The organism is Collinsella aerofaciens, from assembly GCF_018785265.1.
Classification (GTDB): domain Bacteria; phylum Actinomycetota; class Coriobacteriia; order Coriobacteriales; family Coriobacteriaceae; genus Collinsella; species Collinsella aerofaciens_AI.
This window is the reverse complement of record NZ_WQPK01000014.1, coordinates 1-20268: the sequence shown is the minus strand read 5'-3', so window position 1 is coordinate 20268 and position 20268 is coordinate 1. Positions and strand designations below refer to the sequence as shown.

At 63.9% G+C, this 20268-nt stretch carries 22 protein-coding genes, 1 tRNA gene and 1 pseudogene; 5 read left to right on the top strand and 19 right to left on the bottom strand.

Annotated features, from left to right (window positions below; genetic code table 11):
• Positions 1-12: 12 nt before the first annotated feature.
• On the top strand, positions 13-789 hold the full coding sequence (locus GPK42_RS02315) for a response regulator transcription factor (RefSeq protein WP_215693249.1): 777 nt from the start codon (positions 13-15) through the stop codon (positions 787-789).
• Positions 773-2068: a sensor histidine kinase gene (locus GPK42_RS02310; RefSeq protein WP_215693247.1), complete on the top strand. Its 1296-nt coding sequence runs from the start codon at positions 773-775 to the stop codon at positions 2066-2068. The genes GPK42_RS02315 and GPK42_RS02310 overlap by 17 nt, the downstream gene beginning before the upstream one ends.
• 75 nt (positions 2069-2143) lie before the next feature.
• On the opposite strand, the gene GPK42_RS02305 is transcribed toward GPK42_RS02310, so the two are convergent.
• The gene (locus tag GPK42_RS02305; protein WP_215693245.1) at positions 2144-2518 is read right to left on the bottom strand and encodes a VOC family protein; all 375 of its coding nucleotides are present in this window, start codon (positions 2516-2518) and stop codon (positions 2144-2146) included.
• Positions 2519-2529: 11 nt separating this feature from the next.
• Entirely contained in the window at positions 2530-2817 is a 288-nt protein-coding gene (locus tag GPK42_RS02300) for a PTS sugar transporter subunit IIB (protein WP_117640417.1), read from the bottom strand.
• Positions 2818-2980: 163 nt separating this feature from the next.
• On the opposite strand from GPK42_RS02300, the gene GPK42_RS02295 reads away from it, so the two are divergent.
• Complete coding sequence (locus tag GPK42_RS02295; protein ID WP_006235902.1) at positions 2981-3604, top strand: hypothetical protein; 624 nt, start codon at positions 2981-2983, stop codon at positions 3602-3604.
• A 31-nt stretch (positions 3605-3635) separates the two neighbouring features.
• Positions 3636-3720, top strand: a tRNA-Leu gene (locus tag GPK42_RS02290).
• 236 nt (positions 3721-3956) lie between these two features.
• Here the strand turns inward: GPK42_RS02290 and GPK42_RS02285 are convergent.
• The 6 genes from GPK42_RS02285 to larC2 all read right to left on the bottom strand — a co-directional run bounded on the left by GPK42_RS02285 (position 3957) and on the right by larC2 (position 9371).
• Positions 3957-4961, bottom strand: a complete 1005-nt coding sequence (locus GPK42_RS02285; protein ID WP_215693244.1) for a Ppx/GppA phosphatase family protein — start codon at positions 4959-4961, stop codon at positions 3957-3959.
• A gap of 20 nt (positions 4962-4981) precedes the next feature.
• Positions 4982-5743, bottom strand: a complete 762-nt coding sequence (locus tag GPK42_RS10015; RefSeq protein ID WP_252200043.1) for a hypothetical protein — start codon at positions 5741-5743, stop codon at positions 4982-4984.
• Positions 5744-5938: 195 nt separating this feature from the next.
• Positions 5939-7228 carry a phosphopyruvate hydratase gene (gene eno, locus GPK42_RS02275; protein WP_215693243.1) on the bottom strand — a complete coding sequence of 430 codons (1290 nt, stop codon included), beginning with the start codon at positions 7226-7228 and terminating at the stop codon, positions 5939-5941.
• Positions 7229-7417: 189 nt separating this feature from the next.
• The gene (mazG, locus tag GPK42_RS02270; protein WP_215693242.1) at positions 7418-8278 is read right to left on the bottom strand and encodes a nucleoside triphosphate pyrophosphohydrolase; all 861 of its coding nucleotides are present in this window, start codon (positions 8276-8278) and stop codon (positions 7418-7420) included.
• 2 nt (positions 8279-8280) lie between these two features.
• Positions 8281-8829, bottom strand: coding sequence for a phosphodiesterase (yfcE, locus tag GPK42_RS02265; protein WP_215693241.1), 549 nt, complete (start codon positions 8827-8829; stop codon positions 8281-8283).
• Between the two features lie 56 nt (positions 8830-8885).
• Positions 8886-9371: a nickel pincer cofactor biosynthesis protein LarC2 gene (larC2, locus tag GPK42_RS02260; RefSeq protein WP_252200041.1), complete on the bottom strand. Its 486-nt coding sequence runs from the start codon at positions 9369-9371 to the stop codon at positions 8886-8888.
• Between the two features lie 331 nt (positions 9372-9702).
• Between larC2 and GPK42_RS02255 the strand changes: the two genes are divergently transcribed.
• Positions 9703-10614 carry a PHP domain-containing protein gene (locus tag GPK42_RS02255; RefSeq protein ID WP_215693239.1) on the top strand — a complete coding sequence of 304 codons (912 nt, stop codon included), beginning with the start codon at positions 9703-9705 and terminating at the stop codon, positions 10612-10614.
• 2 nt (positions 10615-10616) lie between these two features.
• Here GPK42_RS02255 and hisE read toward each other — a convergent pair whose 3' ends face one another.
• From hisE to GPK42_RS02200, 11 genes and pseudogenes are all read right to left on the bottom strand, one after another.
• Entirely contained in the window at positions 10617-10934 is a 318-nt protein-coding gene (gene hisE, locus GPK42_RS02250; RefSeq protein ID WP_195363443.1) for a phosphoribosyl-ATP diphosphatase, read from the bottom strand.
• A 45-nt stretch (positions 10935-10979) separates the two neighbouring features.
• Positions 10980-11309 carry a phosphoribosyl-AMP cyclohydrolase gene (hisI, locus tag GPK42_RS02245; protein ID WP_232219762.1) on the bottom strand — a complete coding sequence of 110 codons (330 nt, stop codon included), beginning with the start codon at positions 11307-11309 and terminating at the stop codon, positions 10980-10982.
• Between the two features lie 147 nt (positions 11310-11456).
• Positions 11457-12239, bottom strand: coding sequence for an imidazole glycerol phosphate synthase subunit HisF (gene hisF / locus GPK42_RS02240; RefSeq protein WP_117820939.1), 783 nt, complete (start codon positions 12237-12239; stop codon positions 11457-11459).
• Positions 12240-12242: 3 nt separating this feature from the next.
• Entirely contained in the window at positions 12243-12986 is a 744-nt protein-coding gene (locus GPK42_RS02235) for a 1-(5-phosphoribosyl)-5-[(5-phosphoribosylamino)methylideneamino]imidazole-4-carboxamide isomerase (RefSeq protein ID WP_161115907.1), read from the bottom strand.
• Positions 12983-13684: an imidazole glycerol phosphate synthase subunit HisH gene (locus GPK42_RS02230; protein ID WP_215693238.1), complete on the bottom strand. Its 702-nt coding sequence runs from the start codon at positions 13682-13684 to the stop codon at positions 12983-12985. The genes GPK42_RS02235 and GPK42_RS02230 overlap by 4 nt, the downstream gene beginning before the upstream one ends.
• A 79-nt stretch (positions 13685-13763) precedes the next feature.
• A complete protein-coding gene (gene hisB / locus GPK42_RS02225) occupies positions 13764-14351 on the bottom strand; it encodes an imidazoleglycerol-phosphate dehydratase HisB (RefSeq protein WP_215693237.1) in 588 nt (195 codons plus the stop codon).
• Positions 14352-15467, bottom strand: a complete 1116-nt coding sequence (hisC, locus tag GPK42_RS02220; protein WP_035137727.1) for a histidinol-phosphate transaminase — start codon at positions 15465-15467, stop codon at positions 14352-14354. It lies immediately after the preceding gene.
• A gap of 1 nt (position 15468) precedes the next feature.
• Positions 15469-16905 (bottom strand): histidinol dehydrogenase, encoded by a 1437-nt coding sequence (gene hisD, locus GPK42_RS02215; protein WP_215693236.1) that lies wholly within the window; start codon positions 16903-16905, stop codon positions 15469-15471.
• A gap of 105 nt (positions 16906-17010) precedes the next feature.
• Positions 17011-18726, bottom strand: coding sequence for an ATP phosphoribosyltransferase (hisG, locus tag GPK42_RS02210; RefSeq protein ID WP_215693235.1), 1716 nt, complete (start codon positions 18724-18726; stop codon positions 17011-17013).
• Positions 18727-19052: 326 nt separating this feature from the next.
• On the bottom strand, positions 19053-19889 hold the full coding sequence (locus GPK42_RS02205) for a sugar phosphate isomerase/epimerase family protein (RefSeq protein ID WP_215693234.1): 837 nt from the start codon (positions 19887-19889) through the stop codon (positions 19053-19055).
• Between the two features lie 73 nt (positions 19890-19962).
• Positions 19963-20268: pseudogene (locus tag GPK42_RS02200) on the bottom strand (SIS domain-containing protein); the annotation flags it as partial.

The following is a 20268-nucleotide window of genomic DNA, read 5'->3' as shown; positions in this document are numbered from 1 at the left end:
ACGGGGGCACGTATGGCACGAATCCTGATCGTAGAGGACGAGGAGAAAATCGCCCGCTTTGTGACGCTCGAGCTGGAGCACGAGGGCTACCAGGTGGAGCACGCCGCCGATGGCCGCACCGCCGTTGACCTAGCGCTGGAGCGCGACTACGATCTGATTCTGCTCGATGTGCTGTTGCCGCAGCTCAACGGCATGGAGGTGCTGCGGCGCGTCCGCAAGCACAAGGATGTGCCGGTGATCATGGTCACCGCGCGCGATGCCGTGATGGACAAGGTGGCCGGGCTCGACGCCGGTGCTGACGATTACCTGACCAAGCCGTTTGCCATTGAGGAGCTGTTCGCACGGATCCGCGTGGCGTTGAAGCGCGCTGAGGCCGTGCGGGCGGCTTCGGGCGCGGTCGGCACCGGTGCCGGGGCGGGCGCTACGGGTGCCGGTACCGCCACGACGTCCCCGGCTGGCGACTCGGCCAAGACCTCTGCCTCGCCCTCCCCCGCCACGCTCGCCGTGGGCTCGGTTGCGCTCGACCCCGACCGCCGCGAAGTTACGGTCGGTGGCTCGCCCATCGCGCTCACGGCTCGCGAGTTCGATGTCCTCGCCCTGCTTATGGCACACGCCGGCACCGTGCTCACGCGCGAGCGCATCGCGCACGAGGCGCTGGGCTACGAATACGTGGGCGACACCAACAACGTCGATGTGCACATCGCGCACCTGCGTGCCAAGATCGAAGACGCCGGCGGTGCCCGCATCATCCAGACCGTGCGCGGGGTGGGCTATGTCTGCCGCGCGTAACGCCGAGGCCAAGCGCGTCACCTCCATCGCCCGCGCCATCAACTGGAGCTATATGTGGCGCCGCTTGATGAGCCACATCTGGCTCGATCTGTTACTGTTGGTTATTGCGGCGGCGATCCTCGTCTATGGATACAACCAGACGCTGCCCGATGGCGCGTTTACCGCGGGATGGATCCCCGGCGCCGCCGTTCGCAGCATGTCGCTGACGCCCGCGCGCGGCTGGGACCTGACAACGCTCACCTATACCGTCGAGCTTGCGCGTACCACCAAGACTTTCCCCCTCGCGCAGGACCTCGTCGCGCTATGGCCTCTCTACCTTGTCGTTGTGAGTTGGCAGGTCATCAGCGTGCTCAACATGCTCGGCGGCGCCCGCCGCGTGCGCCGCACCATGGCGCCGCTCAACGATCTGGCCCTGCGCGTGGACGAACTCGGCCGCATGCAGCTCTCCGGCGGCAAGATGGAAACACTGGAGCAGGCCATCGAGCGCGCAAGCGTCGACTCGCCGAGCGTCACTACCGGCGACGCCGACCTGGCAAGCATCGAGGTTGCACTCAACCGCCTACTGCGCCAGATGCAAGAGGCCAAGCTGCAGCAGATGCGCTTTGTCAACGACGCGAGCCACGAGCTGCGCACGCCCATCGCGGTGATTCAGGGCTACGTGAACATGCTCGACCGCTGGGGCAAAGACGACCCGGACGTGCTGGCAGAGTCCATTGCCTCGCTCAAGGCCGAAAGCGAGCATATGCAGGAGCTCGTGGAGCAGCTGCTGTTTTTGGCGCGCGGCGATGCCGGGCGCACGGTCCTGCGGCGTGCGAATACTAACCTGGCCGCACTGGTCGGCGAGGTATGCGAGGAATCGCAGATGATCGATGCCGCGCACACATATCGACTGGCGTACGATGCCGCACTTACCAGCGACCCGCGCTGCGACGCGCCCGTTGACGTGGCGCTCGTGAAGCAGGCTCTGCGCGTGATCGTGCAGAACGCCGCCAAGTATTCGGACGCGGGCACATCCATCTCGTTTGGCGTGACGCCGGATGCGGGCGCGGGCACGATCGACATAAGTGTTGAGGACGAGGGCATCGGCATGAACCAGGAATCCGCAGCCCACGCGTTTGAACGGTTCTACCGCGCCGACAACGCGCGCGATGCCGGCGCGCAGGGCTCGGGTCTGGGGCTTGCCATTGCCAAGTGGATCGTCGATAGCCATGGCGGTGTCATTGGCGTGACTTCAGTCGAAGGCGTCGGCAGCCGCTTTACGATTCGCCTGCCACGATAGAAAGCCCCTCGGCATAAATAAAGGGATAAGGCCATGCGGCCCTATCCCTTTTTGCTAGCTATAGCAGCCTGTGCGCTACTCGCGGCACAGGTGCACGGCGAAGCCAGCGAACTCGCGCTTAAAGTACACGAGCTTGGTGCCGCCGTCGGGCAGCAGCGCGCGCGACTCTTCGTTGACCTCGAGGCCGCGCTCGGCAAACCACTTCTCGGCAGCATCGATATCGTTGACGGCAAAGCCGATGTGACCCTTGGTGCCGCGACCGTTCTGCTTCATGACCTCGACCAGCGAATCGTTAAAGTACGAAACCGGGGTCTCGATAACGGGCAGGCCCATCATCGTCGAGAACAGCTCCGCGATCTCCAGGGCATCGGCCGGGTCGGTAGCATTGATGCCCACGTGGGCAACGCGCATGCCAAAGAGCACTACCGGGTTGGCGTTCTGCTCACTCATACAGACGGCGCCTACTGAGCCATGACGTCGAGGACGGCCTTCTCGGCGGCGACGCGGTTCATGCCGGTCATGAAAGGCACGCCGCTCACGTACGGGCAGGTGAGGCCCTCGGGGGCAACGGTGGTGGCGATCAGCAGGTCAGCGCCCTCGTCGCAGGCGTCCTTGGCCTCGGAGATGGCGCACTGCACGATCTCGTACTTGTCGGCATAACCGTTGGCGTCGAGCAGGGTGGCGACCTTCTGGGCAACGAGCGTGGAAGTAGCAGCGCCAGCACCGCAAGCCAAAACGATCTTCTTCATAGGTAATGTCTCCCTTCGAGGTTTACTTTAGGTAAGTGTACCGCAGCGAGCGATGGCACTCAGCCTCGATGAGCTTTTATGCCAGTTTGCTTGCACGCTGCGTATAATACATCTAGTACGTGTTGTCATACCGCTCGCTTTAAGAGCGACTAAGGACTCTGAAATGCCCGATTCCCGCACCCTCTGGACCGCCGTCGTTATCATCTGCATCGCCGTGTCGGTGTTCTTTAGCGTCAAAAAACGCACCACGTTCAAGCGTCTGCAGCAGTTGATGGCCGCCAAGCAGTGGGACGAGTTCGATCGTTTGCTCGACGGCAAACTCACCAGCATGCTGTACCCACGCTACAACCGCGACTACCTGCGCCTGAACTCCTATCTGCTGCGCGAGGACCACGAGCGTGCCAGCGAGATGTTCGACCTGCTGCTGGGGCTCAACCTCCCCAAGATGCAGCGCGTCGACCTGGTGATCAAAGCCTTTAACTACTATGTTGGCCAGGAGGACCGCAAAAAGTCCAAGGAGTTGCTGCACGAGATCAAGGGCTTTGAGGGCGGTCAGGCCGAGGCAGTTGCGCACGAGTGCCAGCTGATGTACGACACGATGATCCTCAAGCGCCACAACGACATTCCCGAGCTGGAGCGCATGCTCGAGGATGTCGGTGACGACCCGGTCAAGCGCTGCCGCTTGGAGTACCTGCTGGCCCTGCAGTACCAGAACAAGGGCGACGAAGCCAAGTTCCAGGAGTTCCTGGAGAAGTCGGGCCAACACTCGATGGCCGTCAACGCGTAACGGACGGCTTGTGCTAGACTTCTAGTCTCACGGGGGCGTGGCGGAATTGGCATACGCAGGAGACTTAAAATCTCTCGCCGCAAGGATTGTGGGTTCGAGTCCCACCGCCCCTACCATATGGAGCTTTCGAGCCCGTGTCCCCAAGGGATGCGGGCTCGTTTCTTTTGGATGCCGTCAACCGCAGAACAGTTAATTTGGGACGGGGCTTTTGTGACTGCTCATATCAACCCAAGGACTGTCCCCCAAGTGCCGGCAGAAAAGGAACGTCCCCAGGTGCCGGCTGTTGAGTTGCGGTGGAATAGGGACTGTTTGGTGCCCGAAAGGGCGATTTTAGTCCGTATTTCACCGCAACTTATTGGAGGGTGCTGAGGCTGGGAGTCCAGGCGATGGTGGGAGTCGCACCGTCGAGAGTCTCGTTGATGGTGGCGGCCATACCGGCGAGGAGGCTGTTCTCACTTACGGTGAGCGTGTCGTAGCCGCCGGCTCGCATGAGCTCGCGAATCACCACGGCGCCAGCGAGAATCACGCCTGCACGCTTGGACTGCACGCCCGGTAGCGCGGCGATACCCTCCACATCCAGCGTAGACATACGATCGATGGCGGCCGAGATCTGCTCCATCGTAAGCTCGCGCAGGTGCACAAAGTTCGAGTCGTACGGCTCCAGTTCGTGGACCAGCGCCACGAGCGTGGTGACGGTACCGCCCACCGCAACGAGGCGCTCGGCACGCTCAAAGTCGCTGGGCAGGCCCTCAAAATAGGCGGAGAACTGCTCGCCTGCCCACGCGGCGGCAGCCGCAAGCTCGTTCGCCGACGGCGGCAGTGCAGAGAAAAACCGCTCCGTCACACGACGGCAACCAATGTCCAGCGAACGCGTTCCCTCCAGCGCGAAGACCCCGCGCTCCGGCGCGTATACGCCCGTAGCGAGCTCCGTGGAGCCGCCGCCCGAATCGGCAACAATGATGCGCTCGCCGGCAAAGTCGTGCGCCACGCCAAAAAACGTCAGGCGCGCCTCGACCTCGCCCGGAATCACCTGCGGCTCAAGCCCCAGCTCGTGCAGGCCGTCCAGCAGCAGGGCGGCGTTGGACGCATCGCGCGCGGCGCTCGTGCACGTGGTGCAGATGCACGCGGCGCCAAAGGCACGTGCCTCGTCCACAAACATGCGGCACGCAGCGAGTACACGCTCGACAGCCGCCTCGCAAAAGCGACCCGTCGCGTCCACGCCCTCGCCCAGGTCGGTAATCTCGGTATGCTTGGACGATTCCACAATCGCCCCGGCCTCGACCTGCGCCAACACCAGTCGCGACGACACCGTTCCCAGGTCGATCGCGGCCACCTTATAGCGTTTGCAATTTGTCATTGCGGGCTCCCCTCCGGGCGCTATTTGCCGTTGGACACGACCGTCTGGCCCTCGACGCCGTTAAACCCAAACAGCATGTCGAGCGCTTGGATGTACCACGGCGCGTCCTTACCGACTTCTTCGATTTCCTTGGCAACTTCGCTGGCCTTCTTGGCGTTCGACGACTTCTGGCTCGACGAGGCATCCGAATCGCCGTCCAGGCCCTGCACTTCAATCCTCTTCTCGCCGGGCATCACCAAGCCCAGGTCCTCGGATGCCGCATCCTTGATACCCTCCTCCGAGAGCAGCTTGTCGACACTTTTTTGCAGCCCATCATTGTATTGCTGGCGAATCTCGACCTGCTTGGCCAAGATATCGCTCGAACGCTTTGCCACGTACAGGTCGCGCACGGGGAAATACAGGCTCACGAGCACCAGGGCAACGACGATGCCGATGAATAGCCCTCGCTGAGGACCGTGGGTAAAGTCGTAGATCGCCTTGACCACCGCGTTGTCGTTGGCGTAGTGCATAAAGTCCGAGCCCGAAAAACGGTTCGAGGGTCTGCTCGACCTATCGTGCGTTTGAGCCGACGAGCGCTGAGCATGCGACGAACGTGCCGGGCGCACCGGTCCATCTGACGAAGTATTCACATGAGCATTGGGGCGCGAGGTACTTGTCGGGCGCTGCGTGGAGCGGTCGGCGCCGGCGTAGGCGGACCCACCGAGCTGCACTGTGCGCGCACGGCGAGGCGACGGCTCACGCGAACCGGCGGAATAGTACCTGTTGTCGTAAATCTGATCCATGTGCGCCTTGTGCGGTTGAGGTTTGTTTGCGCTAAGTATTCTAGTTATAGCACGAGCGCCCGCGCCGCCTTCGCCAGCCTTTGCTCGACATAAAAAAGGCGCTGAGCCATATGGCCCAGCGCCCAATGGTGCTCAACAGCGCCCGGCGGAAGCGAGGCGAATCCGAGTCAGCCCCGCCGCCGCACACGCCGCTGCCTAGCGAATGTTGTAGAACGCGGCCTTGCCGGCGTAGCGCGCGCTGCCCTCGAGCTCGTCCTCGATACGGATGAGCTGGTTGTACTTGGCGATACGGTCGCTGCGGCACGGGGCGCCCGACTTGATCTGACCGGCGTTGACGCCCACGACCAGGTCGGCGATCGTGGAGTCCTCGGTCTCGCCGGAGCGGTGGCTCACGATGCAAGCGTAGCCGGCCTCCTTGGCGGTTTCGATGGCCTCGAGCGACTCGGTGAGCGTGCCGATCTGGTTGACCTTGACCAGGATCGCGTTGGCGGCGCCCAGCTCGATGCCCTTCTTGAGGCGCTCGGTGTTGGTGACGAACAGATCGTCGCCTACGAGCTGCACCTTATTGCCAATGCGGCGGGTGAGCTCGACCCAGCCGTCCCAGTCCTCCTCGGCCATGCCGTCCTCGATGGAGATGATGGGATAGGTGTCGACGAGCTTCTCCCAGTAGTCGACCATCTGGGCGCTCGTGTACTCCACACCCTCGCCCTTGAGCTCGTACATGCCGGTCTCGGCGTTGTAGAACTCGGTGGACGCCGGATCCATGGCGTACATGAAGTCGACGCCGGGCTTAAAGCCAGCCTTCTCGACGGCCTTGGTAATGTACTCGAACGGCTCGGCATTGGTCTTGAGGTTGGGCGCGAAGCCACCCTCGTCGCCCACGCCGCCGCCAAGGCCGGCCTCGTGCAGCACGCCCTTGAGGGTGTGGTAGACCTCGGCGCACCAGCGCAAGCCCTCGGCAAAGCTCGGGGCGCCCACCGGCATGATCATGAACTCCTGGAAGTCGACGTTATTGTCGGCATGCACGCCGCCGTTGAGGATGTTCATCATGGGCGTGGGCAGCAGATGAGCGTTGACGCCGCCCAGGTACTGGTACAGCGACAGGCCCGCCGACTCGGCAGCGGCGCGGGCGGTGGCCAGCGACACGCCCAGGATGGCGTTGGCACCGAGCTTGGTCTTGTTAGGGGTACCGTCCGCGGCAATCAGCGCGGCATCGATGGCGCGCTGGTCGAAGGCATCGAGGCCCACGACGGCGTTAGCGCACTCGTTGTTGACATGCTCGACGGCCTGCGAAACACCCTTGCCCAGATAGCGACCCTTGTCGCCGTCGCGCAGCTCACATGCCTCAAAGGCGCCGGTCGAAGCGCCCGAAGGCACCATCGCGCGGCCGAAGCTACCGTCCTCGAGCACGACCTCGACCTCGACGGTGGGGTTGCCGCGGCTGTCGAGCACCTCACGACCATAGACGTCCAAAATGTCACTCATGTTGTCTCCCTCTCACTTGGAAACGTAGTGGATGCAAGCGACCGGCTGACCGCGCACCGTCGGTGCGCCTCCGTAAGTTAGCCATGTCGCACTTTTTGCATTATGCCCTAAGTTAGCCGAGGGATACACTTGATTTTCGAAAAATTTAGCGAGAACGATGAGGCGTGTCAGCCCGTCGTTCCCGCAGTCTTACTCCTCCGCCTTTGCGGCATCCCACAGGTCGTTGAGGCCGTGGGTCGAAAGCTCGGCAAGATCCACGTGGGCATCGGCCGCCATCTGCTCCATCGCAGCCCAGCGACGGCGAAACTTGGCCGTGCTCGCGCGCAGGGCGCTCTCGGCGTCGATACCCTCCTTGCGCGCGACGTTGACCAGGGCAAAGAGCAGATCGCCAAACTCCATTTCGTGCTCGGGCGAGCCAGGGGCCTCGGCCTCAAACTCGGCACGCTCCTCGGCGACCTCGTCCCACACATCCTGGACCGTCTCCCACTCAAAGCCCACGGCAGCCGCCTTGCGCGACACCTTCTGAGCCTGCATCAGCGCCGGCAGATGCGTGGGCACGCCGTCGAGCAGACCCTCGGGCGCGGCCTCGCCCGCCGCCACGGCCTTGTCCTTGGCAGCCCTCTCGGCAAGCTTGACCTCATCCCAAATCTTGAGCACTTCGTCGGAGCTCTCGGCATCCACATCGCCAAACACGTGCGGATGGCGTCGGATGAGCTTGGCGTCGATATCGCGCGCCACGTCGGCCAGCGTAAACTCGCCGGCGTCCGCCGCAATCTGCGCATGCAGCACGACCTGCATGAGCACGTCGCCCAGCTCCTCGCGTAGGTGAACCGCGTCGTCCGCCTCGATGCAGTCGAGTGCCTCGTAGGCCTCCTCGATCATGTTCTTGCCGATGCTGTGGTGCGTCTGCTCACGGTCCCACGGGCAGCCATCGGGCTGACGCAGGCGCCAGATGGTCTGCACCAGATGCTGCAGCTCGGCCGACGCGTCGACCAGCGTGGACAGGTCGCGCGAACCCTCGGCATTTTGCTGATCCATGTGCTGCGCCATGGTTACTCCTCCTCCAGGATCACGTGACGGAACGCGCCGCCCTCGTAGATGCCGTAGCTGTGCGTGCCGTCCTTGGGAATGCTCACGCTGCCGGGGTTGAAGAGCCACAGGCCCGGGTGCGCCTCGCTTGCCTCGTTAACCTTGGTGTGCGTGTGACCGTAGACGAGCGCGGAGCCCTCGGGCAGCGCGGGCGCGTGGTCGACGCTGTTGTGCATGCCGGCGCCAAAGACATGGCCGTGCGTCAGGAACAGCTCGCGGCCGGTCTCGTCGAACAGCGTGGCGTAGTCGGCCATGACGGGAAAGTCGAGGACCATCTGGTCGACCTCGGCGTCACAGTTGCCGCGCACCGCGATGATGCGGTCGGCCAGGGCGTTGAGCAGCGGGATCACGCGCTTGGGGGCGTAATCGCGCGGCAGGTCGTTGCGCGGACCGTGGTAGAGCAGGTCGCCCAGCAGCACGATGCGGTCGGGCTGCTCGGACTCGATGGCGGCGACCAGGCGTTCGGTCCAATATGCCGAGCCGTGAATGTCGGAAGCGATGAGGTATTTCATGGGGAGTCCTTTCGGGTGGGGTTGATATGACTGGGCGCGGGAAGTCGCCGGCCGCGCTATTCAAATCGCAGTGCCGCGCTCTGGGCCGCCTGCATCACGCGTTGGAGCGGCACGTTGTGCTCGCGAGCGAGGCGGGAGCAGTCCTCGTACTCGGGCGCCGCACGCTCACTGCCGTCGGGCAGGATGGCTACTTTAACGGCCACCTCGCCCCAAGGCGTCGCCACCTGCTCAAAACGACGCGGCAGACAGACGCGCTCCATAACCTGGCGGCGGATGCCGTTGGTCGTGGTTTCCAAAAAGATGATCATCTGCAGACGGTCAATGTCCTCGCGGGCGCAGATTACCTGCAGCCGCCAGCCGGGACGACCTTTTTTGCAGTAGAGAGGCAGCCAGTGCACTTCGCGGGCGCCCGCCTCGCGCAAGCGGTCGGCGGCATAGGCGAGCACCTCGGGCGACGCATCGTCGATGTCGCACTCCAGCTTGACGATGGTTTCGGGTGCATCGGTCTCGCGGGACAGCGGAGATTTGCTATCGCATTGCATACGGTCCGGATCCTTTCCGCGCGGGCTCGTTTTGTTCATCCAAACGCTAGCACATCGCGGGCGGCGCAAGTGTGGCGGCGCGCGATGAGCGCGATTTTCCTTGTCCGCAAGAAACCGACACTCCACCGCCTCAGCCAAACGTGTACGTCAGCCTCCAAACATGTCATTTTTTGCAGCTTTTGGAGGCTGATGTACATGTTTTGAGAGCACAAGCGAGGCCGCACCGCGCGCCGCGCAGCCTTTCCAATCGATTTCGACCCCCCGCGTGCCCGGCGTGTTGAGAGCTGCGCCATTACAATGAAGCGGATTCGCTTGACGCTAAGGAGCCGCCATGTCTGCCTGCCCGCTGATCGATTGCCACACCCACACTTCGTTTTCGGACGGCCATGCCACGTTTGAGGAGAACATCCGCGCCGCCGCGGCCACCGGCTGCCGCATTATGGTCTCGACCGACCACCTCACCCTGCCCGCCAGCATGGACGCCAACTGCGAAGTGCAAGTTGTCGAGGGCGACCTGACGGCGCATCGCCTAGCATTTGAGGACGCCCGCAAGCTCGCCGCGCAGATCGCGCCGGAGCTCGAGCTTATCTATGGCTTTGAATGCGACTGGTACGAAGGTTGCGAGCCTTTGGTTGAACGCTGGTCCGCGGGTGCCATAGTGCGCTTGGGCAGTGTGCACTGGATTGGCGATCCGGGCGATATCATGGCCGGCGCCGCGGGCACGGCGGGAACGGAGGACGTCGCTCGCCCCGATACATCCGATTCGCGCTGCGGCTGGATCGACGACGACACTAACCTGCATGTTTGGGAAAACCTGGGGGTACACGGCGTGTGGGAGCGCTATGTCGATGACTGGTGCCGCGCCTGCGAGAGCCCGCTTAACTTTGATGTAATGGCCCACCCCGATCTGGTCATGCGCTTTTCGAAGGAAGGCTTTGCGCCCGATTTTGACGCGGCGCCGTTTTGGGAGCAGATGGCCGAATGCGCCCACGATACGGGTCGCCGTGTCGAAGTCTCGACCGCCGCGCCGCGCAAGGGCCTCGACGACTATTACCCCTCGACGGGACTGTTGCGTTGCTTCGCCCACGCCGAGGTACCCATCGCCTTTGGCTCGGACGCGCACCGCGCCTGCGACATCTGCTGGAATATCCGCGAAGCGCAAGCCCACGCCTACGACTGCGGCTATCGAACCTTCGACATCCCCCACCCTACCGGCGAATGGGAGTCCACGCCCCTCGCCTAAGACTAGTGACGGCGGGCGTTGAGTTCGCCGGCCAGTTCGTCGAGGGTGATGCCGTAGCGCTCGAGCGTCACGAGCAGGTGGTAGATCAGGTCGCCGGCCTCGTAGCGGATGTGATCGTGATCGTTATCCTTGCAGGCCATGATCACCTCGCTCGCCTCCTCGGCAAGCTTCTTGAGCAGCTCGTCCTCGACGTCGGTCAGCAGACGCGCGGTATAGCTCTCCTGCGGCGATGCATCACGACGACCGTGAATCACCTCGGCCAGACTTGTCAGCGTCTCTCCGATATTTCCATCCTGAACGTTTGCGGTGCGCACACCCATAGTTCAATCCTTTCTGGTGGCCGAGCGTCTAATCGAGCGCCCGCCCTACGCGAGTTTCTTAAAGAAGCAGGTACGGTTGCCGGTATGGCAGGCCGGACCCGGCGAGTCGACCTTGACCAGCAGCGTATCGCTATCGCAGTCGGCCCAGAGCTCCTTGACCTCCTGCATATTGCCGCTCGTCGCGCCCTTGTTCCAGAGCTCCTGACGGCTACGGCTCCAAAACCACGTGGTACCGGTCTTGAGCGTCAGCCCCACCGATTCCTCATTCATCCAGGCAACCATAAGCACCTCGCCGGTGTCATACTGCTGAACCACACAAGGAATCAACCCGCGGGCGTCGTATTTAAGATCAGACGCTTCTATTACCTCAGTCATCATTTCTCCCAAGTCATAAACGAAACCCCACAGGTCGGCGAGGGTTGTCCAGGTGCCGCAGGTTGCCGCGAAAGAGGAGCGACGCGTACTTTGGTACGCGAGCGACGGTTTGAGCGGCAAGATGCGGTACCTGGACAAGCCGCAGCATTAGAAGTCCAATCTCACGGGAATACCCTGCGATGCCATATACTCCTTCACCTGGCGAATGCTGAACGTCCCAAAGTGAAAGACGCTCGCCGCCAGCACGGCATCGGCCTCGCCCTCAATCACACCCTCGGCAAAATGCTCGAGCGTGCCCACGCCGCCGCTCGCAATAACGGGAATCGGCACCGCGCGCGCCACGGCACGGGTGAGTGCCAGGTCAAAGCCGGCCTTGGTGCCGTCGCGATCCATGCTGGTCAGCAAGATCTCGCCGGCGCCGCGACGAGCCGCTTCCTCGGCCCACGCCACCGCGTCGATACCCGTGGCGTTGCGGCCTCCCGCGGTAAAGACCTCCCACTTATCGGCGCCCGGCTCCCCGGGCAGCCCCACGCGCTTGGCATCGATCGCCACGACCACGGCCTGACTGCCAAACGCCGCGGCAGCCTGGCTGACCAGCGACGGGTCGCGCACGGCCGCCGAGTTGAGCGATACCTTGTCGGCACCGGCAGCCACCATGGTGCGCATGCCCGCCAGGTCGCGAAAGCCACCGCCCACGGTATAGGGAATAGCGAGCTCCTCGGCCGCATGCGCCGCCATCTCGATGGTCGTCGCGCGGTTGTCGCTCGTGGCGGTAATGTCCAGGAAGACAACCTCGTCCGCACCCTCGCGGTCGTAGGCGCGGGCTAGCTCCACCGGGTCGCCCGCATCGCGCAGGCTCACAAAGTTGACGCCCTTGACCACGCGGCCGTCCTTGACGTCCAAGCAGGGAATCACGCGTTTGGTAAGCATGGGCTACTCCTCCCCTCGGGCGGCGGCCAGCGCCTGGGCCAGCGTAAAGTTGCCCTCATAGAGCGCACGACCGGTAATGGCGCCTTCAATCGCGCCCTCACCCACCGCGGCCAGCGCGCGGATGTCGTCGAGCGTCGAGATGCCGCCCGAAGCCACGACGGGAAAGCCCGCGACCTCGGCCACATGACGATACGCTGCCACATCGATGCCCGTCTGCATGCCATCGCGCGCGATGTCGGTATACACCAGATGCTTAAAGCCCAGCTCGGTAAGCTGCGCCACGGCATCGTCGAGCACCACGCCCGCGCCGTCACGCCAGCCGTTCACCTTGACCTGACCGTCGCGCGCGGCGATGTCTGCCACCAGCAGCTCGCCAAAGCCTTGGGCTGCCACCTCGGCAAAACCCGGCTCGGTCACCAGCACGGTGCCCAGCGCAATGCGGCGTGCGCCGTAGCCGGCCAGCTCGTCGATGCGTGCGAGCGAGCGGACGCCGCCGCCCACGTCCACGGACAGACCGTCGACGCCGCAGATGGCCTTAATCGCCGCCGAGTTGGCAGCGCATGTGTCCTCGTCCTCGCCAAAGGCAGCGGATAGGTCGACGACGTGCACCCAGCTCGCACCCTGCTCGGCAAACGAGCGGGCGACTGCCACGGGGTCGTCGGAATATACCTTGCAGCGGCTGCGGTCGCCGCGCTCCAGGCGCACGACCTTGCCGCCGATCAGATCGATTGCGGGAAACAGGATCATCGGCCAACCTCCTCGACGATGTTGACGAAGTTCTTAAGGATGCGCTGCCCCAGCGCCGAGGACTTCTCGGGATGGAACTGACAACCCCACACGTTGCCGTGGCGCACGATGCACGGGAAGCTCCGCGTATAGTGCGTGCGCGCCAGCACATCGGCGGCATCGGCGTCGTCGGCCACCGCGTAGCTGTGGGTGAAATACATGTTGGCACCCTCGGCAAAACCGGCAAGCAGCGGATCGGCCGCACCGGCGGGCGTCATGTGTACCTGGTCCCAGCCCACGTGCGGCACCTTCAGGCGACTCGATTCCAAGCGCGTGCACGAGCCACGCATAATACCCAGGCCATCGACCCAGGGACCGCCAGCCTGCTCGGGGGTGTTGCCATCGGCAACCGCGCCCTCGTCCGCAGGCACGCCCTCGTTGCCACGCTCAAAAAATAGCTGAAGGCCCAGGCAGATGCCGAGCAGCGGAGTTCCGGCGGCGACGGCATCGAGCACCGCGTCCGCCTCGCCGCTCTGGCGCATAAAGGCGATCGCGTCATAGAACGCGCCCACGCCCGGGATGACCAGGCCGTCGGCGCGGCGGATCTGCTCCGGGTCGTCCGACGTACAGGCGGCGGCACCGGCGCGCGCAAGCCCGCGCGCAACGCTCGACAAGTTGCCCTTGTGGTAGTCAACCACCACGATCTTCGGTTCGCCCACGCGACCCCTCCACTTCTCATCATCCAAAACCACCACAAAGGTGCCTGTCCCCTTTGTGGTGGTTTTACCCTTGTGACGGTTACAGCGATCCCTTGGTGCTGGGGATGCCCTGCACGCGGGGATCGAGCTCGCAGGCGTGGCGCATCGTGCGGCCCACGGCCTTAAAGGCGGCCTCGATAATGTGATGCGAGTTGCTGCCCGCCAGCTCGCGCACGTGCAGCGTGAGCTTGGCGTCGCGCGCAAAGGCATAGAAGAACTCAACGGCCAGCTCGGTATCGAAGCCGCCCACGCGCTCGGTCGGCACGGGCAGCTCGCAATAGGCCTGCCCGCGGCCCGAAATGTCCACGGCGGCCATCACGAGCGTCTCGTCCATGGCGATCGCCGCGTCGGCAAAGCGCGTAATACCCGCTTTATCGCCCAGCGCCTGGCAAAACGCCTCGCCCAGTACAATACCCGTGTCCTCAACGGTATGGTGCGCGTCGACTTCCACGTCGCCTACCGCATGTACTGTCAAATCGAACAGGCCATGGCGACCAAAGGCGTTGAGCATATGGTCGAAAAACGGCACGCCGGTCGAGATATCGCACACGCCGCTCCCGTCCAGGTCGAGCTTGACGACAATGTCGGTCTCCCCCGTCTTACGGGTCACCTCGGCATAACGGCCCATCTACATCTCCTCCTTCACCAGCGTGGCAAACGCAGCCAGCACCTCATCGTTTTCTTGCGGGGTGCCCACGGTAATGCGCAGGCAGTCCGCGAGCCCCAGTGCGTAGCTAAAGTCGCGCACCAAAATCGAGTACTCGTCGCGCAGGCGCTCGCGCACGCGCGTGGCATGCGGCGTACGTACGAGTACAAAGTTCGCCGCACTCGGCCATGCCTCCACTGGCAGGCCCTCGGCAGCCATTGCGCGCAGGGCGCACAGCTCGCGCTCGCGCTCGGATGTGACCTGTGCCACCACGGGCGCGTATGCGTCGCGGGCACGCACACAGGCAAGTGCCGCGGCTTGGCTCAGCACATTGACCGAGTAGATCTGGCGAATCGCCGCGAACACGTCGATAACCTCGGGTGCCGCGATCACGTAGCCCAGCCGCGTTCCGGCAGCGCCAAACGCCTTGGACAGCGTATGCAGAATCACCAGGTTGGGATGCTCGGCGATAAGCCCCTGCGCCGTGGTGGCCGCGCCAAACGAATCGTCAGCAAACTCAACGTAGGCCTCGTCGACCATCACCATGCCGGGGCACGCATCGCACAGGGCCGCGACAAAGTTGAGCGGCGCCACGTCGCCCGTGGGGTTATTGGGCGAGGTCACGATCGCCAGGTTGCACTCGGGCGCCGCCGCAAGCACGGCTGCCTGGTCGAGCTCAAAGGTCGCGGGGTCTCGCCACACGTCGCGCACCTCGGTCTGGCAGAGCGACGCAAAGAACGCATACTCGCTAAAGCACGGCGGGCAGTTGAGCAGGGTCCGCCCCGCGCCGCCAAACGCCAGCAGGTAGTTATAGAGCAGCTCGTCGCCGCCGTTTCCCACGCAAATATTCTCACGCGCCACGCCATGCCAGGCAGCAAGCTCATCGCGCAGGTCGTTGGACATGGGGTCGGGATAGCGGTTGAGCGGCGTGGCGGCCAGGGCCGCGTCGACCGCCTTGCGCACGCCAGCCGGCACGGGATAGGTGTTCTCGTTGGCCGAAAGATTGATGCGCGTAGGCGTAAAGTTGGGATCATAGGGCTCGATGCCGGCCAGGTAGGGCTGGACGAGCTCCTTCATGCGCGGCGTCAGCTCGGCCATATTAGGCCTCCTCGCCGGTCGCGCCAGCGCCATCCGCGCCTGCAGCCGCCAGGTCCACACCCTCGGCGACCGTCGCCACGGCGTCGCCCGGCCAGGCAACCTTGGTCAGGTCGGCCGCGGCGAGCGACTCGGCACTCACGGCATCCTCGCCCTGTTCCAGCACGCGGCGACGCAGGGCGGCGGATAGCGCGTGCGCCCACAGTCCCTCGGCCTCGGCCAGGCGCTGCGTAGCGGGAGCGTCGGAGAGCAGGCCCTCGGGTGTATAGCAAATGACGCTCGAGCGCTTGACGAACTCTTCGACCGAAAGCGGGTTGGAGAACATGGCCGTACCGCCGGTCGGCAGCGTGTGGTTGGGGCCGGCAACGTAATCGCCGAGCGGCTCGGAGCTCCAAGCGCCCACAAAGATGGCGCCGGCGTTGCGAATGCCGCCAAGCAGGCCCATCGCGTCCCTGCAGTGCAGCTCAAGGTGCTCGGGCGCCACGGTGTTCACCGCCTCGACGGCGGCAGCCATGTCGGCGGCCACCACGATGGTGCCCTCGTTATCGAGCGAGGCACGCGTGATCTCGGCACGCGGCGACTGCGCCACCAGGATGTCGATGCCGGCCTCGACCTCGCGCGCAAACTGCTCGTCACAAGTCACCAGATAGCAGGCTGCCAGCGGATCGTGTTCGGCCTGGGCCATCAGGTCGGCCGCGACCACCATGGGCTTGGCCGTGGCATCGGCCAGCACACAGACCTCGGAGGGACCGGCGACCATATCGATACCCACGTCGCCCGAGACAATCTGCTTGGCCGCGGCAACAAAGGCGTTGCCCGGACCAGTGATTTTGTCGACGCGCGGAATGGTCTCGGTGCCGTACGCTAGCGCGGCCACAGCCTGAGCTCCGCCCACCATATAGATCTCGTCCACGCCGCCGAGCTTTGCCGCCGCGAGCGTGTAGGGGCTGATCAGGCCATCCTTTTGCGGCGGAGTCACCATAACCACGCGCTTGACGCCGGCAACCTTGGCGGGAATGGCATTCATGAGCACCGTGGAGGGATACTGCGCGCGACCGCCCGGCACGTAGATGCCGGCCGCCGCGAGCGGGGTCACCTTAACGCCGAGCATCGTGCCGTCCGCACGCGTGGTAAACCAGCTCTGCTCGACCTCGCGCTGGTGGAACGCGCGAATCTGGCGCGCGGCCTTCTCGAGCGCGGCGACAAAAGCCGGGTCGAGACCTTCGAGCGCGGCATCGATCTGCTCCTGCGGCAGACGGAAGCTCTGCAGCTCGACACCGTCAAAACGCTGACAGTAATCGCGCACCGCGGCATCGCCGTTGGCGCGCACGTTAGCCACGATATCGCGGGCGGCGTCGACGATGCTTTGCGGCAGCACACCCTTGCGGTTGAGCTGGTTGGTAACGAGGCGCTCACCGGGAGCAAGCTTGATGGTCTTCATATCGGAATCCCCTATCGGTCGAGGTTGAGTTCGAAAAACGAGAGGCCGGGCGGCGGCGCCAATCGGCCCGCAGCCCAGACGTTGGGACGCCCGTGCGTGCTCGCGCTATTGTGCCGAGCCCGCAACGGGCTCAAAATGCTTGTCCTTCACGGCCGCTGCCAAGCGATCTGCCAGATTACGCACGCGCGGATCCAGGCGCGCAGCACCCGGGTTGACGAAGAAGCGGGCCGTACAGTCCATAATGCGACCGGTGATGACCAGGTCGTTGTCGCGCAGCGTGGCGCCCGTGGCAGTAATATCCACGATGCGATCAGTCATGCCGACGATGGGGCCCAACTCGATGTTGCCGTGCAGCGAAACGATGTCGGCGTTCACGCCGCGCTCGGCATACCATGCACCCGCGATGCGCGGATACTTGGTGGCCACGCGAAGCGACCCGCGGCGGGCATAGTTGCGCTCGGCCCGGCCAGCGCGCCATGCGGGCTCCGCCTCGATAAACGTGCACAGGCCATAGCCCAGGTCGACCAGCTGCAGCAGGTTGAGGTCTGCCTCGATGAGCGAGTCCCAACCGCAGATGCCGCAATCGGCACCACCGCAGCCCACAAAGGCAGGCGCATCGCTGGGACGCACGATGACAAACTCGATATCGCCGACCGCGCCCTCGCCGGCACGCGTGTCGCGGCCGCGCACGATCAGGTGACGGCCGGGGTCACGCAGCTCGGAGACGTCCAGGCCCGCGATCTCAAGCACGTCGAGCGTGTCGGCCTTAAGCGAGCCCTTGGGCACGGCAATGCGCAGCGGGCCCTCGGCGCCACGGCCCACGGCGTGGTCGCCATCGGAAGCGGCATCCTCGGCCGAGGTGCGCGCGGCCTCCAGGCGCTCGAGCGAAAAGGCGAAGCCCGCCGCCGGCACCTCGATACCGTCGCCAAATGCGCCGGTAAAGATGGAGTCGTAGCGACCGCCCGAGCCCACCGGATCGGGCAGGCCGCCGGCATAGGCCTTAAAGACCAGGCCCGTGTAGTAATCGAAAGAGTTCATGATGGAGAAGTCGAATGACAGCACCTGGGCGTCCTCGGGTGCCAGGCCCTCGACCAGGGCACGCAGCTCGCGCGTCAGCGGCGCGACGATACCGGCGGCCTCCAGCAGCGCGTCCACGCGGTCGAGCACCTCGGCACCGCCGTGCAGACGCGGCAGCTCGCAAATGGCGGCCTTGACGGCATCGGACTCGGTGCTTGCCGCCACGCGGGCATCGAGGCCCACAAAGTCGTTGGCGTGCACGCAGCGCAGGGCCTCGGCGGCCAGTTCGCGATCCTCGCACGCCGCGAGCAGTTCCTTAAACGGACGCACGCTGCCCGCGATAATGCGCGCATCGGGCAGTGCCAGCTTACGCACGGCCTCGGCCACGAGCGAGACGATCTCGACATCGCCCGCAGTGTCGCCCACACCGATAAGCTCAAAACCCAGTTGCGTAAACTGACGCGAGCCGCCGGCATTGCGCTGGCACTCACGAACCACCGGCGCCTCGTAGCGAAGACGTAGAGGCAGGTCGGCCGCGCGCATGCGAGTCGAAACCAGGCGAACGATCGGCAGCGTGTTGTCGGGACGGACCACCAGCAGGCGACCGTCGTCATCAAAGAGCTTAAACGGCGTATCCGCAATGCGGCCGCCTTCCTCGAGCGAACCCTTGTCCTCGAGCAGCGGTGTCTCGACCGGAAGGTAATGATGCCCCCTGAAGCAGCCCTTCACCGTACATGCGATCTCCTCGCGCGCCTGAGCCTCCTCGGGCAATATGTCCCGGAATCCCCACGGTGTGGCCGTCATCTGGTGAGCCTCCTCATGCTGTGTTTCATATAGAGCAGAAGACCGGCAGAGCTCCGCCGGTCTTCTGGGTACTTTAGCATACTAGAGTGTTTGCGGGGAAAATCCGTCGCAACGGCTCACACCGTATTCATTTGGAAACATAGGGGAAAGCGCGTCCCGCCCGCCAGCCAAAAACTGGGATGCGGTTTCCGGTTGAGGTCCTCAGCGGAAAGTGTGTCCCATTCTGAGCGCCTGTTCTGGGACGTGCTTTCCGCCAGAAGCCTCAAGCGGAAAGCACGTCCCGTTTCTCAAAAAGCGTCAAACGCCAACTCGACGCCCTGTCCCACTTAGGCGCCAATCGCGCGTCGGTACTCCGCCATAACCTGCGCATCGGCTGCCGCGGGATTGGCGAAATAGCGCCAATCATAGGTCTCGGCCGAAACAACTCCGCGATAGCCGCGCGCCACCAGCCTATCCAGGTCGGCGCGCATATCGCGGTCGCCGTCACCCCAGGCAAGATGCGTCGTGCCATCTGCCGCAACATCGACAAAATGCACGTGGGCGACATCATCGCCAAGCAGATCGAAATAATCGTCGATGGTATCCCCCGCCACCGCCATAGCGCCCAAATCCAGACACGCCTTAAGTGCCGGATGATCAACTGCCTCGATCATGCGCTTCGTATCGGCCGCCGAGTTCACGATCATCGACTCAACCGGTTGTAGGGCCTCGAGCACCAGTCGCACGCCGCGCTCTCCCGCATGCTCGGCAATCGCACGCAGCATCGAGGCGCTGCGACCCCACGCGTCCTCGATCGGCTCGTTCAAAAATGCCCAGCCGCTCGAGACCATGACCTGCTCGGCTCCAAGTTCCGCCGCGATATCTACAACGTTCTTAAAGTACGCGAGCGTGCGGGCACGCGCCTCATTCCCGCGCGCCGCGATATTCCACGGCTTGGGGTTGTTCTGTTCGGGACAAAGCCCCACAATCCGAACCCCATACCGCTGTGATAGCTCCCGCACCTGCTCGAGCGAATCGTATCCATGGCAATCGACATACAGATGCATCGACCCGGTCCAAAGCTCGCAACACGTGTAGCCCGAAGCCGACGCCGAAGAAAAGAACTCCTCAAGGTCAAAATAACGATGGCTGATATTCATGACGGCAAGCTGGGGATAGCTCATAATTACTCTCCAACCCAAGCGAGGCCCCGTTCCATATAGGAGCGGGGCCCAATTACACAAACGTTATTTGCTCTTAGTAGTCGAACTGGTGATAGTAGCGACGGTAGTTGAGGTTGTGCTTGGTGACCGTCTCGTAGTAAGCGGCAAGGCGATCGGTGATCAGCGAGGAGAGGATCCACGGAGACACGATGACGCGGAACTCGTCGTCAAGGCCGGGGATCGCGAACTCGGCGGTGTCGATGACGTTGATGTCGGTGTCGCCGGTCACGCCGCGGGTCAGGAACGCGCGGACGCGCTCATCGAGCTTGCGGTTCTCGTCCTCGCCCATGAACAGGAACACGGGGACGCCGGGCTCCACGAGCTCGAGGGTGCCGTGGAA